Source organism: Mogibacterium kristiansenii (assembly GCF_009695905.1).
GTDB lineage: Bacteria > Bacillota > Clostridia > Peptostreptococcales > Anaerovoracaceae > Mogibacterium_A > Mogibacterium_A kristiansenii.
On record NZ_VUNA01000008.1, the window covers coordinates 15,528 to 31,164 of the forward strand.

Here is a 15,637-nt window from a genome sequence, read left to right on the forward strand (position 1 = left end):
TTTCATATATCAATCATAAAAATATTTTACACCAAATCGTCGAACAACTCTTCCGTATAGATTCCGCCTTGGATCAGCTTGGCGAAGCTCTTCCGGACTTCCGGCACGTCTTCTTTATAGGTCATGCCGTACCACGTGTCGTCGGTGGGGAGAACTTTGACGGTAATACCGTCCGCCTCCAGAAGATTGCCCACGTGGATGGGAATCAGGAACTCGGATTTCAGCGGGTTCTCGGGAACTTCCTTGCGGAAGAAATCCCGGAAGCCCTGCTCCAGCTGCTGCAGGTACTCCGGCTGGAATCCCCACATGTTCATAGAGACCGGAGAGTCGATGTCGATGGCGGTGCCGTCCGCTTCCGCGCCCTCCGGCGTCTTTCGGATGTTCTTGGTTTCCTTGATCCGGGTGAGATAGTGATCCTTTATGTGGCAGATGCCCCGGGTGACGCCCCCGTTGTCCGACAGGGTGTTCTTCAGCACGAAGCCCGCCATGCAGTGCTCCCCGTTCTCCGAGGTGAGGGCCTCGTGAATCCGGCGGAATCCCTCTTTGCCGTAGTAGTCATCGGCATTGATCACGATGAAAGGTTCCCGAATCAGATCTTTGGCCGCCAGCACCGCCTGTCCGGTGCCCCAAGGTTTGGTGCGGCCTTCCGGCAGCTCTCCCGGGATATCGCGGATATCCTGGAAGGCGTAGTGCACTTCCACGCCGCACTTTCGGCAGACGGTTTCGATTCGGTTTCCGATCACTTCTCGGAAATCCGCTTCGATATCCTTTCGGATGATAAAAATAATTTTGTTAAAGCCGGCTTCGACGGCATCGTGGATGGAATAATCCATAATGATGTGGCCGTTGGTATCTACCGGTTCCAGCTGTTTAATGCCGCCCCCGAAGCGAGAACCGATACCCGCCGCCATAATTACGAGTGATGTTTTCATAGTCTTTTTCCTGTTCTTTGTGTTGCATAAATAAGTAGAAATGATATTCAGAATACCACAAAGGATATTATTAATATCACACGAAGTATATATATTATAGCACAAAGCGAACGGTTTTTGACAAAAAATATTAAATTATGCTATTAATAATAATGCAAACTGTGGTATAATAGCACTCGGCAACGTGTCGATTCTGTGGCAAATACAAAAAATGAATTTGCCGGTCACCGAGAAAACAAATAATCGATATAAATTAAGCAATGTTTATGATAAAATAATATGAAACATTATGACTTTTTATATCTTTTTTGAGATAAGAACAGCAGATAGGAAATAGGATAATCGGATTAGTATGAATCAGGCAGTAGTTGTTTTTACCAGAATCCCGGAAGCGGGAAGAACCAAAACGAGATTGATGCCCTATTTGAAGCCGGAGGAGTGTGCCGGACTGCACATGGCGTTCTTGCAGGACCTTTCGGAGGCCTTGACGGACACCATCGCAGACGTGTTCGTGGCATATACCGGTGGCGGACCCAACGAAGGGGCATTCCGAGAACTGTTCCCGGGGGCGCAGTTCTTCGAACAGGAAGGAGACGGTCTGGGGGAGCGGATGTACAATGCGCTGAGCCGGGCTATGTCCGTGGGATATGAGCGGTGCATCCTCATCGGAACGGATGTCCCGTACGCGGACAAAGTGGATTTCAACCGTGCCTTCACCATTCTTCGGGAGAAGGATTACGTGCTGGGACCCACGGAAGACGGCGGATATTGGCTGATCGGAGCCCGGGCCGGAGAAGAGCGCATGATGAAGCCGCTTTTTTCCCTGGGCGAGTACAGCCATTCGGAAGTGCTTCAGGATACACTGGAGATGATTCCAAGCTGGAAGGGTTACGGCCTTCTGGAGGAGAAGTGGGATATCGACACCATCGAGGATTTGCTCCTGTTCCGGGAAAGTGCGAAAGGCCATTCCGGGGAGTACTTGAAAAAACACCATGTCATTTCCGTCATCGTTCCCGTGTACAACGAGGTGGCGCTGGTGCAGCCTTTTGTGAAGAATCTGGAGCGGCTGGAGGGCCGGTGCGAGATCATCTTCGTGGACGGCGGCAGCAGTGACGGAACCCGGGCGGTGCTCCGAGAAGCGGAAGCCGAGAGCGGCGGAAAGATTCGTTTCCTGGAAAGTTCAAAGGGCCGGGGAATGCAGATGAATATCGGTGCGGAGGCGGCCAACGGGGACATCCTGTTCTTCTTGCACATCGATGCGGAGCTGCCGGAACATCCGGTGGAAGAGATCCTTTCGGTGATGGAGAAGGTGGACGCGGGCTGCTTCGGAATCCGTTTCCGCAGCCGGAACTTCTTCATGTGGACCAACCGGGTGATTTCCAACCGGCGGGCGGCGAAAGGCATTATTTTCGGCGATCAGGGACTCTTTATCAAGCGGGAGGTGTTCTACGAAGCGGGCATGTTCCCGGAGATCCCGATTATGGAAGATTATCAGTTCGCCCTGACGCTGCGGGAGATGGGCGTTGCCACGGCCATGACGGAGAACACCTTGCTGGTGTCCGATCGGCGCTACCGGGGAAGCACCATCCGCAAACTGATGGTGATGAAGCATATGGCGGACCTGCGGAAACGTTACCGGGCGGGCGAAGACCCGGTGAAACTGTTTGAAGAATATCCGGATATCCGCTAGTCGGGATGAAGAAACGAGGTGACCGTAATGGATGTGAAGAACAACAAAGTGGACGCAAACGGAAAAAAACGAAAATACATCTATGAATCCAGATATCAGCAGATTGCTGTGGAGCTGGCGCAGAAAATCGCGGACGGCTGGTACACCGTCGGGGAGAAAATCAGCGCTCGCTCCACCCTGGCCAGCAACTACAACGTCTCTCCGGAGACGGCGCGGAAAGCGGTGAATATTCTGGTGGATCTGGGCATCGTGACCATTCGTCAGGGAAGCGGAACCTATGTGGCTTCCCGGGAGAAGGCCCACCTCTTCGTGGAGCGGTATAAGAATACGGTATCCATGCAGGAGATTCGACGGGAGATATCGGATTGCGTGAACCGGCAGCAGGAGGAGCTGGACCATCTGTCCAAGCTGCTGAAAACCCTGGTGGGACAGACGAAGCGAAGCCATTCCACCGCTTCTTTCGTACCGTACGATATCCGCATCGATGAGCACTGTGCGTATCTGGGCAAATCCATCGGCGAGCTGAATATTTGGCAGCAGACCGGGGCCACAATCGTAGCGATCAAAAGAAGCACGGATTACGTGATTTCCCCGGGACCGTACGAACGAATTCATGAGAACGACGTGATTCTTTTTGTGGGAAACGAACTGTCCAAACAGCGGATGAACAACCTCTTCGACGTGCTTGAAGAGTCGGAGGAGGCGGAAGAGTAACCCATGAAGACGGCGATGAGCACTCTGTGCTACATTCAGCAGGAGGTCCGGGGACGGGAATCCTACCTGATGCTGCACCGGGTGACGAAGAAGAACGATATCAACCACGACAAGTGGATCGGCGTGGGAGGTCATTTCGAAAAAGGAGAGAGTCCGGAGGAATGCATTCTCCGGGAGACCCGGGAGGAGACGGGGTACACCTTGCGGGAGTACCGATTCCGGGGGCTGGTGACCTTCTGCTACGGCGATGAAGTGACGGAATACATGCACCTGTTCACCGCGACGGCTTTTGACGGCGAGGGAATTCCCTGCGACGAAGGGGTGCTGGAATGGGTTCCCATGGACGAAATCGGAACGCTGGAGCTATGGACGGGAGACCGGATTTTTCTGAGCCTCCTGTGCGAACGGGAAGAGTTCTTTTCTCTAAAGCTGCAGTACGCTTTGGACGACACCTTGGAGTACGCAGCGCTGGACGGAGAAGAAATGGATTATGAAGAATATCTGGAGACGCACCGAATCTAGCGCGGCGGAGTTTCCGAAGGATGGGACGGATTGATGAATATTTTAGTTGTAAGCGATACGCACGGCGCGATTGACCGGGCAGAGGAGATGTACCGGCGGCTGAGTGAAGGGATGACTGTCGATGCCCTGATTCACTGCGGGGACCACTACACGGATGCCCTGAAACTGGGGGAACGGCTGGGTCTACCGGTAACCTGCGTCCATGGAAACTGCGATGGTCAGATGACGCGGGAGGTACAGGTACTGGAAACCCCTGCCGGCCGAATCGCGGTGACTCACGGGCACACGGAGAACGTCAAGTGGCACCTTCAGAACCTGTGCTATCTGGCGGAAGAGTACAATTGCCGGTGTGTTTGTTTTGGCCACACCCACGTGCCGGTGAACGAGACTGTGGCGGGCATTCACCTGTTGAATCCCGGGAGCCTGACGAATCCACGGGGCGGGAGCAAACCTTCCTGCGCCTTGATTGTGGCGACGGAAAAAAACCTGACCGCCACCATTGTGAACTATTAGAACTGCCCGGATCAGGCAGAGTAAGGAGATCTGGAACGAATGAATTATTTGGACAATTATTACCGCTGGCTTGAAAGCGACGCGGTGGATGAGGACACAAAAAAAGAATTACGGGAAATCCAGGGGAATCCGGAGGAAATCGAGAGCCGGTTCACTTCCATGCTGGAGTTCGGTACGGCGGGACTGCGAGGCGTGATGCAGGCCGGATTGAACGGCATGAACGTGTACACGGTGCGCCATGCCACTCAGGCATTCGCCAACATCATTCGGAATTGCGGAGAGAGCATCGGAGACGGCGTGACCATCGCCCACGACTGCCGGAACAATTCCAGGGTCTTCGCCTGCGAAGCGGCGTCCGTGTTGATGGCCAACGGAATTCACGTGAATCTTTTCGAGGATCTGAGACCGACACCGGAGCTGTCTTTTGCCATCCGGGAGACCGATTCCATTGCGGGCATCAACATTACCGCCAGCCACAATACCAAAGAATTCAATGGTTACAAGGCGTACTGGGCGGATGGGGCGCAGATGCCGCCGGAGCATGCCGAGAAGGTGTCTCAGGAGATGGCACGCATCGATATTTTCGATGATATTCAGCTCATCGACCTGGAGGAAGCGGCCTCCGGAGGGCTGCTCACCATTATCGGTGCGGAGATGGACGAAAAATACATGAGCGCGGTGCTGGCTCAGTCCGTGGGCCGGGAGTTCGTGGCCGCGGCGCCGGATGATTTTGAAATTGTTTTTACCCCATTCCACGGGGCCGGATATCGGCTGGTGCCGGAGGTACTGCATCGAATCGGAATGAAGCACATCATTCCGGTGCCGGAGCAGATGGTGGTGGACGGGAACTTCCCCACCGTGGCGTCGCCGAACCCGGAGAATGTGGAGGGCTTTAAGATGGCCATCGCTCTGGCGAAGGAGAAGGATTCGGAGCTGATCATCGGAACGGATCCGGATGCGGACCGTTGCGGCGTGGTGGTTCGGAACGGCGAGGAGTATCAGGCACTCACCGGGAACCAGATCGGTGTGCTCTTGCTGGACTACCTGATTACGGTCCGCAAAGCCAAGGGGATTCTGCCGGAGAATGCGGCGGCGGTGAAAAGCATTGTCACCACGCCGATGGCGAACCGAATCTGCGAAATGAACGACGTCTCCATTCACGAGGTTTTCACCGGATTTAAATTTATCGGGGAGAAAATCAAGGAGTTCCGGGAGACCGGCGAATACAATTTCATCTTTGGATTCGAGGAGAGCATCGGCTTCCTGGCGGGTACCTATGCCCGGGACAAGGACGCGGTGGTGGCCTCCATGCTGGTGGCGGAGATGGCTTGCTACTACCGAAACCGGAATATGAATCTGGTGCAGGCATTGCAGGCACTCTACGAAAAATACGGGTTCTATCGGGAACATACCTCTTCCGTTCAGTACGAGGGATTTGATGCCGGCGAGAAGATGCGCGCCCGGATGGATCGAATCCGCGAAGAAGTCCCGACGGAAATCGGACTTCCTGTTCTTCGAATTCGGGATTACGAGAAACAGGAAATTCTGGACCGGGCTACCGGCGAACGGGTGTCCACCGGAATGGAACCGTCCAACGTGCTCTACTACGAGCTGGCGGACCGCTGCAACCTGGCGGTTCGGCCATCCGGAACGGAACCGAAAATTAAAATCTATGTGATGGCACAGGGGGATTCCATGGAGAAGGCGGAGGCCAATCTCCGATGCATTGAAGACGGCATAATGGAAATGCTGAAACGAGAGAATTAACCGGAAAGGATAAATGGATGGATATTCGCGTGAACCTGAATTATTCGGGAGTCGACGAAGAAGCAATTAAGAATGGAAGAGATGCGGCAGCAGAAAAACTTCGGGCGCTGTGGTCCGGGGAAATGGAGTACACCGGTTGGGTGGATTACCCGGCGCGGTGCAGCGAAGAAGAGATTCGCCGGCTGGAAGAGACGGCGGATGGCATTCGCGGAAACAGCGAGGTTTTTCTGGTTCTGGGGGCTGGCGGATCCTTTATGGGGGCAAAAGCAGTGATCGATCTGCTGCAGTCTCCGGATTCCGGCATGGAAGTGATTTTCGCAGGATACAATTTCAGCGCTCGCTACGTGATGGAGATCATGCGGCGGGTAGGCGACCGGGATGTGTCCCTTTGCGTGATATCCAAATCCGGCACCACTATGGAAACCCTGACCGCGTACAGCATATTTGAAAAATGGATGAAGGAACGGTACGGGTCGGAAGCCGTTTCCCGCATCTACGTGATTACCGGGGAGGAGTCCAACTATCTCCGGAACAAGGCGGAAGAAGAAGGCATTTCTTGCTTCAGCCTGGAGAAAAACATCGGCGGACGGTATTCCGTGTTCTCGCCGGTAGGGCTGTTGCCGATTGCGGTGGCGGGGATTTCCATTCGGGAATTCCTGAACGGTGGAAAGGCGCTGGCGAAGGCAGAGGCTTTTGAGGGAGATGCTCTGGACTATGCCATTGCCCGGCAGGAACTGTACGCCCGGGGACGGAACGTGGAAGTCTTTGAGTCTTTCGATCCCTATTTCAATTACTTCGGGGAGTGGCTGAAACAGCTCTTCGGGGAAAGTGAAGGAAAAGAAGGAAAAGGAATACTTCCGTATACTTTAATATTCAGCCGGGACCTCCATTCCATGGGGCAGTTCCTGCAGCAGGGTCACCCTTGCTTCTTCGAAACGCTGTTCACCCTCTCAGAAGAGGGAACCGGCGCGGCCATGGATTACCCGATTCCGGAAACGGCACTGGATTACCTGGTGGGCAAAACCCTGAACCAGATCAATAAATGCGCGGAGCGGGGCGTCTTCGATGCCCACGTGAAGGCGGGGATTCCGGTCATCGAGATCTCCATGCCGAGTCAGGATGCGTACCACGTGGGAATGCTGATGTATTTCTTCGAAGTGCAGTGCGCCGTGTCGGCGCTGCTGGCGGAGGTGTGTCCTTTCGACCAGCCGGGCGTGGAGGCCTACAAGCGGGAGACCCGGGCCCACATTCGAGAACTTGCGGAATAGGTGCTGTGTGCCGGCGCCGCAAAAAGCAAAAAAGCAACTCGCTAAAACGAGTTGCTTTTTCTATTTCACAATCCTACCACCGGAAATGTTTACTTCTTTGTGCGTACGCTGTAGAACCGGCTGAGAAGCTGGTTCAGCATTACGATTTCGTCGGAAGTGAGCATGCCGATTTTCTGAACAACCGGAATGGTTTCCGGTCGTTTCTGCAATGCATGCAACGCTTGCTTGAGTGACGGGTTCTGCTCAATTGTCTTTGCAAGGGCCAGTGCCTTCGGATCAACATCGTATTTTGCTGCTTCATCGCTTTCTTCCAAAATTTCAGAAAGACTGATACCAAAATGTTCCGAAATTCTTCTTGCTACGGCCATCCGTGGAACGGCTACACCATTTTCCCAGGTTGAGACTGCCTTATCCGTTACACCAGCAATTTCCCCGAGCTGTCCTTGTGTTAAGGAATAATTCTTCCTTAATGCCTTAATGTTGTCTGCTATTGTCTTCATAGGTCCTCATCCTTTTGTTTACCCCAGAGTACTAGCTTGTTAAACTCTCAACTTATTATATGTTTTCTTAAAAAAAAACGCAATAGAAAATCTCACAAAATTTACAAATAAATCTATATAATAAAAAGAAACAGTGTGTTATAATAATAGCAATATTAGTTTTAGTGTATGTTGGCAGTTGAGAAAAACGAAGCTGGCTGGCAATCCGTAGAACGGAGGAACGATTATATGAATATATTTACTGCTGAACGGGAGAAAAAACCGGTGAAACTTTACCATGCAATTATCTCATTTCTAGGACTCGTTATTGTGATGTCTGTAGGAATTGTGAAATTTGGCGTAGATCCCCATATTCCGATGTTTATTGGAGTGATTATTACGGCAATTGTATCCCTCTCCTTGGGATTTAGCTGGAGTGAAATCGAACATATGATGGTGGATGGAATTTCCAAAGCCATGCAGTCCATCTTAATTCTGGCAATCGTTGGAATGATGATTGGTGTATGGCTGTTGTCCGGAACCATTCCGACCATGATTTATTACGGTCTGACATTGCTCCGCCCGTCCATCTTCCTGATTGCGGCGGTGCTGATTTGTTCCATCACCTCTCTGGCAACGGGTACTTCCTGGGGAACCATGGGAACCATGGGTCTTGCACTGATGGGAATCGGTCACGGGCTGGGAATGCCGGTGGGACCGACTGCCGGAGCGATTCTGGCCGGAGCGTATTTCGGCGATAAGATGTCGCCGCTGTCCGATACCACGAACTTGGCACCGGCAATGGCCGGAACGGACGTGTTCACTCACGTGAAGTTCATGCTTCGCTCCACTCTATTCACCTATGCAATCGCACTGGTATTCTTCGGATTTATCGGATTCCGATTTGCATCCGGTGGAACCGCTGATACTTCCCAGGCACAGATTCTGATGGAAGGACTTAAAAACAATTTCAACATCAATCCGATATTGCTTCTGCCGCCGCTGGTGGTAATTCTGGCCATTGCATTGAAGATTCCGGCCATTCCGGGAATCACGTTAGGACTGCTTTCCGCAGCGGTGATGGCACCGATTTTCCAGGGAAATCTGAAGATTTTCAGTGATTCGCTGGAATACCTGCATACCGGCGTTACCTTTGGTGATATTCTGAGTGTTGGCAGAAACGGCTTCTTCTGCAAGACGGAAGTGGATGCGCTGAACAGCCTGCTGACCACCGGAGGCCTGATGAACATGGCTTCTTCCATTCTGATGACCGTCATCGCCATGATGTTTGGAGGAATCATGGAAGGCACCGGACAGCTGGCGGTAGTAATCGAAGCGATTATCAAGAGAATTCACAGTGCAGCGGGTCTGGTGGGCGTAACGGAACTCACCTGCTTCCTGTCCAATATCGTGATGCCGGAACAGTACATCTCCATCCTGGTTCCGGGCAGAATGTATGCACCGGCATACCGGAAGGAAGGCCTGCACCCGAAGACATTGTCCAACGCACTGGAATCTGCCGGAACGGTTACATCCTGTCTCGTTCCGTGGAACACCTGCGGAATGTTCATTGCCACCACGCTGGGTGTAACCACCGCACAGTATCTGCCATGGGCAGTGTTCAACTACATGATGCCACTCGTATGCTTCGTAATGGCATTCTTCGGAATCACCGTTGCAAAGATGACGCCGGAAGAACAGGCGCGCGCCAATGCCGGCGAAATCGTATAGTATTTTTACGAAATATCTCATTCATAGACTATAAAAAAACAGGTTCGGATTGCGGAAGCGCCCGGACCTGTTGTGATATTTCATAAAAAATATAAACGATTTGTCTCGAATGTTCAATTTTTCATACCATGTATTGGAGATGGAATGCATGTATGATAAAATGAAGCGGTAGAGGTAGAAATATGGGAAAACTACAGCCATTGATAGATAAATTGCACGAGAATCACATTTTGTCGGCGACGGAATATGTGGAACTTCTGGAACAGCGGAACCCGGAGGATACGGAGTTCATGAGAAAGCTGGCACAGGAAGAGGCGCAGAAGGTGTTCGGCAATCGGATTTACGTGCGGGGATTGATTGAATTCTCAAATTATTGTCGGAACGATTGCTTGTATTGCGGGATTCGCCGAAGCAATGCCAAGGCGGATCGGTATCGTCTGACGAAGGAAGAAATTCTGGCTTGCTGCAGAGCCGGATACGGGTTCGGTTTCCGGACGTTCGTGCTTCAGAGCGGCGAGGATATGGGGTTCAGCGCTGAGACGATTTGCGATATCGTGAAGAGCATTCGGACGGAATTTCCGGACTGCGCCATCACCCTCTCGGTGGGGGAACGGAGCCGGGAAAGCTACGAAGCGTTCTACCGGGCTGGAGCGGAGCGATATCTGCTTCGTCATGAGACGGCATCGGAGGCGTTGTACGAGAAGCTCCATCCGAAAGAATTGACGCTGGCCAACCGGATGCGGTGCTTGCGGGACTTGAAGGATATCGGGTTCCAGGTGGGAGCCGGATTCATGGTGGGCGCGCCGGGACAGACGGTGGAACATCTGGCGCAGGATTTTCTGTATCTGGCGGAGCTGAAGCCGCACATGATCGGTATCGGGCCGTTCATCCATCATCAGGACACGCCGTTTCGGGATTGTCCGGACGGAACCCTGGAGATGACATTGTACTGCTTGAGCATACTTCGTCTGATGTTTCCGAACGTGCTTTTACCCGCCACCACGGCGCTTGGAACCATTGACCCAAGGGGGCGCGAGCTGGGCGTGGAAGCCGGAGCGAATGTCATCATGCCCAGCCTTTCGCCGAAGGAGGTGCGGGGAAAGTACCTTCTGTACGACGGAAAGATCTGTACCGGGGAGGAGGCAGCGGAATGTCACGCCTGCCTGGAGAATCGGATGAAATATATTGGATATCAAATAGTCACGGACCGGGGGGATTATCCGGGATGGACGAGAGAATAAAAGGAGGAATGTATGATAACTGAGACAAGACCGTATATGTCTTGGGACATGGCAGGTTCTTTTATGACGCAGGCTTTCATGAAGCTGGGCGTGCCGGAAGAGGATGCGAAAATCTGTGCCGATGTCCTGATGGAGAGCGATCGCCGGGGAATTGAGAGCCACGGAGTGAATCGATTCAAGCCGATTTATGTGGACCGCATTAAGAAGGGAATTCTGAATCCGGTGACGAAGATTGATATTCTGAGAGAATCTCCGACCACCGCCGTGCTGGATGCCAATGACGGAATGGGAATGGTGGCCAGCAAGCAGGCTATGGATATGGCCATCGAGAAGGCGAAGAAGTACGGAACCGCTTGCGTGGCTGTCCGCAATTCTTCTCACTACGGAATCGCCGGATATTGGGCTTCCATGGCGACGGATCAGGGGATGATCGGTATCACCGGTACCAATGCGCGTCCGTCCATCGCACCGACGTTCGGCGTGGAGAACATGATGGGTACCAACCCGCTGACCATCGGTCTCCCCAGCGATGAGAAGTATCCGTTCCTGATCGATGCGGCAACCTCCATCACTCAGAGAGGCAAGCTGGAATACTACGAGCACATCGGAAAGGATACACCGGCGGGCATGGTTATCGGAAGAGACGGTTCCGCACTGACCGATACTTCTTACATTCTGAAGGCATTGACCACCGGAGATGCGGCACTGGCACCTTTGGGCGGCATCGGCGAGGAGATGGCCGGATATAAGGGCTACAGCTACGCAGCAGCCATTGAAATCCTGTCGGCGGCGCTGGCACAGGGTAATTTCCTGAAGAGCCTGACCTGCTATGACGAAAACGGCGGATTGAAGCCATATCATCTGGGACACTTCTTCGTGGTAATCGATCCGGAAGCATTCATGGGTCGGGAAGCCTTTGAGAAGACCTGCGGAGATATCCTTCGGGCACTGAGAAATTCTCAGAAGGCACCGGGCGAGGATCGCATCTATACGGCGGGCGAGAAGGAATGGATTATGAAGGAATACCGTGCGGACAAGGGTGTTCCGATGAGCGAAGCGGTTCAGAAGGAATTCATCGAAGTTCGGGACGAATTCGGAATTGACATTACCTTCCCGTTTGAATAAGACAATTTAATATTTGATTCATATTGCTTGGATAGTTTACATTAAAAAGGGATGACACTATGATTCGATTAGCAATTAATGGATTTGGCCGAATCGGCCGACTGGCTTTCCGTAAAGCTATGGAACTGGAGAACTTTGAAGTTGTAGCGATTAACGATTTGGCATCTCCGTCGATGCTGGCGTACCTGCTCAAATACGATAGTGTACAGGGGGCGTATTTGGGACATCAGGTGGACAGCACGGAGAACAGCCTGGTTGTGGACGGCAGCGAAATCACGATTTACAAGGAGCCGGATGCTTCGAACCTTCCGTGGAAGGAGCTGAATATCGATTTGGTGCTGGAGTGCACCGGCTTCTACACATCGAAGGCAAAAGCTCAGGCACATCTGGATGCCGGCGCAGGGAAGGTGCTGATTTCTGCCCCTGCGGGAAATGATATGAAGACCATTGTCTACGGGGTCAATCACGAAACCCTGACGGCAGAGGACCGAATCGTTTCCGGTGCATCCTGCACCACCAACTGCCTGGCGCCGATGGCAAAAGCATTGAACGATTACCGTGAGGTGAGAACCGGTTTCATGACCACGATTCACGCGTATACCGGCAATCAAAAAATTCTGGATGCACCGGACAAAGGGGACAAATTCCGGAGATCCCGTGCGGCGGCAATCAACATCGTACCGACGACGACCGGTGCGGCGCAGGCCATCGGAAACGTCATTCCGGAGCTGGCGGGAAAACTAATCGGTTCGGCACAGCGTGTTCCGGTAGCAACCGGCTCCATCACCATTCTGGATGCGACACTGAAGGATTCGACGGACAGCGTGACGGTGGAAGGGATCAATGCGGCCATGAAGGCAGAACAAAATGAATCTTTTGGCTATAATGAGGATGAAATTGTGTCCACCGATGTAATCGGCATGAGTTACGGTTCTCTGTTCGATGCGACCCAGACATTGGCGCAGCGGTGCGGTACAAATATCTATGAGGTTAGAGTGGTTTCCTGGTATGACAATGAGATGAGTTATGTGAGTCAGCTGATTCGCACCATGACTTATATGGCATCTCTTTAATACATTATTGTAACTTGTTTCTGAAAGGAGATATAGGAAATGGAAATCAAAGAGGCAAGACAATATGTAATTGATCGACTCAATTACGCATTCAAACCGAAGTCCGTAGCGGTAATCGGCGCGAGCCGGAATGAGAAAAAAGTTGGCTTTAAGGTCATTCAGGGCCTGCGTCGATGCGGGTATGAAGGAATTATTTATCCGATTAACGTGAAGGCGACGGAAGTTGCCGGCTTGCCGGCATACAAATCCATCCTGGATGTTCCGGATGACGTGGATTTGGCATTTGTTTCCCTTCCGGCAACGGGTGTTTTCGAAGCTCTGGAACAGTGTGTGGAGAAGAAGGTGAAAATCGCCGTGGTTTCTTCCTCCGGATTCGGAGAAATCGGAAATAAGAACCTGCAGAACGAGATTACCGAGTATTGCAGAGAGAATGGATTGCCTCTGATCGGACCGAACCTGGTAGGTATCGGAACTCCGTATCACAACTATAACTGCGGTTTCGTACCGTATCTGCCGAACAAGGGACCGGTTGCCCTGATTTCTCAGTCCGGGTCCAACCTTCTGGCGGCACTGGGTTCTTCCCAGCTGGATCACTTCGGCATCAGTATGTTCGTCGGCCTGGGCAACAAGGCAGACGTGGACTTCAGTGAAGTCATTAAGTATGCAGAGCAGGAAGAGCACACCAAGTGCATCGCCGTATACATCGAAGCTCTGGACAGCCCGGAAGCATTCAAGAAAGCATGCCTGGAGTGCGAGAAGCCGATCACCGTTATCAAGGTAGGCTCATCGAAAATCGGTGTAAAAGCAGCATTTGCCCACACCGCTTCCGACAATACCGGACATAACAATGCGGAATACGATCAGCTGTTTCAGGAATCCGGCGTAATGAGAGAAGAAACCTGGCAGGAATTCCTGGACACCTCTCTGGCGCTGGGAATGTGCCCACCGCTTCGCGGAGACAACGTAGTAATGATTACCAACGGCGGCGGAGCCGGACTGCTGGCCTGCGATCACTTTGAACGACTGGGAATGCCTCTGAAGGAACTGAAAGAAATCTCTCAGAACCTGCGCAGCGCCATCCGGAAATACATGCCGTCCTTCGGCTCTCCGCTGAATCCGGTAGACATCAGCGGTACTGCAACATCCGAGATGTACGGCGGCGCACTGCGTACCGCATATCGGGATGAAAATGTGGACGGAATCGTGATTTCCGTATGCCCGACCGCTGTTACCGACGTGGAAGCGATTACGGATACGGTCATCGAAATTCACAAACAATACAAGACGCTGGGCAAACCGTTCATCATGGAGTGCCAGGGCGGAAACGAGTGCCGTGAAGCAATCATGAAGCTGAGAGATCACGGAATTCCGGCCTTCTCCACCATGGAGCAGGCAGTCAATGCCATGGTGGCACTGAGAGAGTACAGTCACATCATGAGCAGGAAAGAGGAGCTGCTGAAGCAGGCTCACGCAGAAGAAGAAGAAAAGTAAGATATCGGAGTTAGAATGAATAAAGACAAACTTATCAGAATATTTACGGCACTGGTAATCCTGCTGGCCATCCTGTTTTTCTCGGTAGGAAAGTGGACATACAGCGGCATTGCCATTCTGGCGGCACTGGCTATCCACATGAATACCGGAGGCGGAGACTTTAATCATCGAAACCTGTACGAAAAGAAGGTGCAGAACACGGCCGGCTGGACCTTGGAAGAAATCTGCAAGCGCCTGGGATCTTTGGAGACACCTCTGGGGACTTGTTGGATGGGGTCAAAAAAAGAAAATAACGAAAAATGCATTGTTTTCGGACCGGCCCTGTTCAAGGATTACATTTTGATAACCGCCGACGAAAAGGAAATCTGTTTGGTATCCGGAACCGATACGGATCATCTGGCTGTGCCGGAATCGGAGCAGTGGCGTTTCGATCAGCTTCTGGATACGGAGAATCTGGCGGTTACGCCGAAGCGGTATTCGGCTTTTGCAGGCGACAAGGTGATGACTGCCGTGCTGCTGGACGATTTGGCCGAACTGCTGAAAGCTCAGATGTCCGGATCCGGTGAAATGCCGGAGTCCATGGACATGTACACGCTGTACCATTACAACAGTACGGATACCACCGTTCGGGATATGGACGAGAACTGCTACGCCCGCACCTCCGTGGTGTTCGAACCGCTGTCCATTATCATCTACGATATGGACGGAAATGAAGTGGCAACGGTGACGGGAGATAAGAAGAAACGGACCGATGGATTCGAAGTGCGAATCTCCGGAGAAAAGTACGGTACCGTATATTACGATAAGTCGTCGAACAACGATGCGTTCTATTTGGATGGCCCCGACGGTCGATTCCGCCTGGAATCCTTCCGGGCGGTTCGCCGGGGCAATATCGGTATGAATTATATTCTGACCCTGAACGGAGAGCGAAAAGCGGTGATGGCATCCTCACCGCGAATTCGCTTTGAATCCACCGGATTAATCGAAAACGATGTAATCTGCAGCTTGGATAACGAGTACCTGCTGTGGTACATGATTCTGCAGGAACTCATCACCGCGCTGAACGGGTTTGTGAAATAGGAAAGAATTAG

General features: G+C 52.3%; 14 protein-coding genes. 12 read left to right on the forward strand and 2 right to left on the reverse strand.

Annotated elements, in window-relative coordinates; translation table 11 throughout:
• Positions 1 to 26: 26 nt before the first annotated feature.
• Positions 27 to 932 (reverse strand): nucleotidyltransferase family protein, encoded by a 906-nt coding sequence (locus FYJ65_RS05065; RefSeq protein WP_154554273.1) that lies wholly within the window; start codon positions 930 to 932, stop codon positions 27 to 29.
• Positions 933 to 1,284: 352 nt separating this feature from the next.
• Here FYJ65_RS05065 and FYJ65_RS05070 point away from each other — a divergent pair, with 352 nt between their 5' ends.
• Genes FYJ65_RS05070 through FYJ65_RS05095 form a run of 6 tightly spaced genes read left to right on the forward strand, consistent with a single transcriptional unit; the run spans position 1,285 to position 7,406 of the window.
• Positions 1,285 to 2,622 (forward strand): TIGR04283 family arsenosugar biosynthesis glycosyltransferase, encoded by a 1,338-nt coding sequence (locus tag FYJ65_RS05070; RefSeq protein WP_154554274.1) that lies wholly within the window; start codon positions 1,285 to 1,287, stop codon positions 2,620 to 2,622.
• Positions 2,623 to 2,649: 27 nt separating this feature from the next.
• Positions 2,650 to 3,336 carry a GntR family transcriptional regulator gene (locus tag FYJ65_RS05075; RefSeq protein ID WP_154554275.1) on the forward strand — a complete coding sequence of 229 codons (687 nt, stop codon included), beginning with the start codon at positions 2,650 to 2,652 and terminating at the stop codon, positions 3,334 to 3,336.
• Between the two features lie 3 nt (positions 3,337 to 3,339).
• Positions 3,340 to 3,858 (forward strand): NUDIX hydrolase, encoded by a 519-nt coding sequence (locus tag FYJ65_RS05080; RefSeq protein ID WP_154554276.1) that lies wholly within the window; start codon positions 3,340 to 3,342, stop codon positions 3,856 to 3,858.
• A gap of 33 nt (positions 3,859 to 3,891) precedes the next feature.
• Entirely contained in the window at positions 3,892 to 4,371 is a 480-nt protein-coding gene (locus FYJ65_RS05085; protein ID WP_154554277.1) for a YfcE family phosphodiesterase, read from the forward strand.
• 39 nt (positions 4,372 to 4,410) lie between these two features.
• A complete protein-coding gene (locus FYJ65_RS05090) occupies positions 4,411 to 6,138 on the forward strand; it encodes a phospho-sugar mutase (RefSeq protein ID WP_154554278.1) in 1,728 nt (575 codons plus the stop codon).
• Positions 6,139 to 6,155: 17 nt separating this feature from the next.
• Complete coding sequence (locus FYJ65_RS05095; RefSeq protein WP_154554279.1) at positions 6,156 to 7,406, forward strand: glucose-6-phosphate isomerase; 1,251 nt, start codon at positions 6,156 to 6,158, stop codon at positions 7,404 to 7,406.
• 89 nt (positions 7,407 to 7,495) lie between these two features.
• On the opposite strand, the gene FYJ65_RS05100 is transcribed toward FYJ65_RS05095, so the two are convergent.
• Positions 7,496 to 7,906: a helix-turn-helix transcriptional regulator gene (locus tag FYJ65_RS05100; RefSeq protein WP_154554280.1), complete on the reverse strand. Its 411-nt coding sequence runs from the start codon at positions 7,904 to 7,906 to the stop codon at positions 7,496 to 7,498.
• Positions 7,907 to 8,134: 228 nt separating this feature from the next.
• Between FYJ65_RS05100 and nhaC the strand changes: the two genes are divergently transcribed.
• The 6 genes from nhaC to FYJ65_RS05130 all read left to right on the forward strand — a co-directional run bounded on the left by nhaC (position 8,135) and on the right by FYJ65_RS05130 (position 15,626).
• Positions 8,135 to 9,616, forward strand: a complete 1,482-nt coding sequence (nhaC, locus tag FYJ65_RS05105) for a Na+/H+ antiporter NhaC (protein WP_154554281.1) — start codon at positions 8,135 to 8,137, stop codon at positions 9,614 to 9,616.
• Between the two features lie 200 nt (positions 9,617 to 9,816).
• A complete protein-coding gene (gene hydE, locus FYJ65_RS05110; RefSeq protein ID WP_330636929.1) occupies positions 9,817 to 10,857 on the forward strand; it encodes a [FeFe] hydrogenase H-cluster radical SAM maturase HydE in 1,041 nt (346 codons plus the stop codon).
• 12 nt (positions 10,858 to 10,869) lie between these two features.
• The gene (locus FYJ65_RS05115; protein ID WP_154554283.1) at positions 10,870 to 11,982 is read left to right on the forward strand and encodes an Ldh family oxidoreductase; all 1,113 of its coding nucleotides are present in this window, start codon (positions 10,870 to 10,872) and stop codon (positions 11,980 to 11,982) included.
• A gap of 59 nt (positions 11,983 to 12,041) precedes the next feature.
• Positions 12,042 to 13,055: a type I glyceraldehyde-3-phosphate dehydrogenase gene (gene gap / locus FYJ65_RS05120; protein WP_154554284.1), complete on the forward strand. Its 1,014-nt coding sequence runs from the start codon at positions 12,042 to 12,044 to the stop codon at positions 13,053 to 13,055.
• Positions 13,056 to 13,094: 39 nt separating this feature from the next.
• Positions 13,095 to 14,546 (forward strand): acetate--CoA ligase family protein, encoded by a 1,452-nt coding sequence (locus tag FYJ65_RS05125; RefSeq protein WP_154554285.1) that lies wholly within the window; start codon positions 13,095 to 13,097, stop codon positions 14,544 to 14,546.
• A gap of 15 nt (positions 14,547 to 14,561) precedes the next feature.
• On the forward strand, positions 14,562 to 15,626 hold the full coding sequence (locus FYJ65_RS05130) for an LURP-one-related/scramblase family protein (protein WP_154554286.1): 1,065 nt from the start codon (positions 14,562 to 14,564) through the stop codon (positions 15,624 to 15,626).
• Positions 15,627 to 15,637 lie beyond the last annotated feature (11 nt).

Coding starts and splice junctions, on each gene's coding strand:
- FYJ65_RS05065 (WP_154554273.1), bottom strand. CDS start 932: ATGAAAACATCACTCGTAATTATGGCGGCGGGTATCGGTTCTCGCTTC.
- FYJ65_RS05070 (WP_154554274.1), top strand. CDS start 1,285: ATGAATCAGGCAGTAGTTGTTTTTACCAGAATCCCGGAAGCGGGAAGA.
- FYJ65_RS05075 (WP_154554275.1), top strand. CDS start 2,650: ATGGATGTGAAGAACAACAAAGTGGACGCAAACGGAAAAAAACGAAAA.
- FYJ65_RS05080 (WP_154554276.1), top strand. CDS start 3,340: ATGAAGACGGCGATGAGCACTCTGTGCTACATTCAGCAGGAGGTCCGG.
- FYJ65_RS05085 (WP_154554277.1), top strand. CDS start 3,892: ATGAATATTTTAGTTGTAAGCGATACGCACGGCGCGATTGACCGGGCA.
- FYJ65_RS05090 (WP_154554278.1), top strand. CDS start 4,411: ATGAATTATTTGGACAATTATTACCGCTGGCTTGAAAGCGACGCGGTG.
- FYJ65_RS05095 (WP_154554279.1), top strand. CDS start 6,156: ATGGATATTCGCGTGAACCTGAATTATTCGGGAGTCGACGAAGAAGCA.
- FYJ65_RS05100 (WP_154554280.1), bottom strand. CDS start 7,906: ATGAAGACAATAGCAGACAACATTAAGGCATTAAGGAAGAATTATTCC.
- nhaC (WP_154554281.1), top strand. CDS start 8,135: ATGAATATATTTACTGCTGAACGGGAGAAAAAACCGGTGAAACTTTAC.
- FYJ65_RS05115 (WP_154554283.1), top strand. CDS start 10,870: ATGATAACTGAGACAAGACCGTATATGTCTTGGGACATGGCAGGTTCT.
- gap (WP_154554284.1), top strand. CDS start 12,042: ATGATTCGATTAGCAATTAATGGATTTGGCCGAATCGGCCGACTGGCT.
- FYJ65_RS05125 (WP_154554285.1), top strand. CDS start 13,095: ATGGAAATCAAAGAGGCAAGACAATATGTAATTGATCGACTCAATTAC.
- FYJ65_RS05130 (WP_154554286.1), top strand. CDS start 14,562: ATGAATAAAGACAAACTTATCAGAATATTTACGGCACTGGTAATCCTG.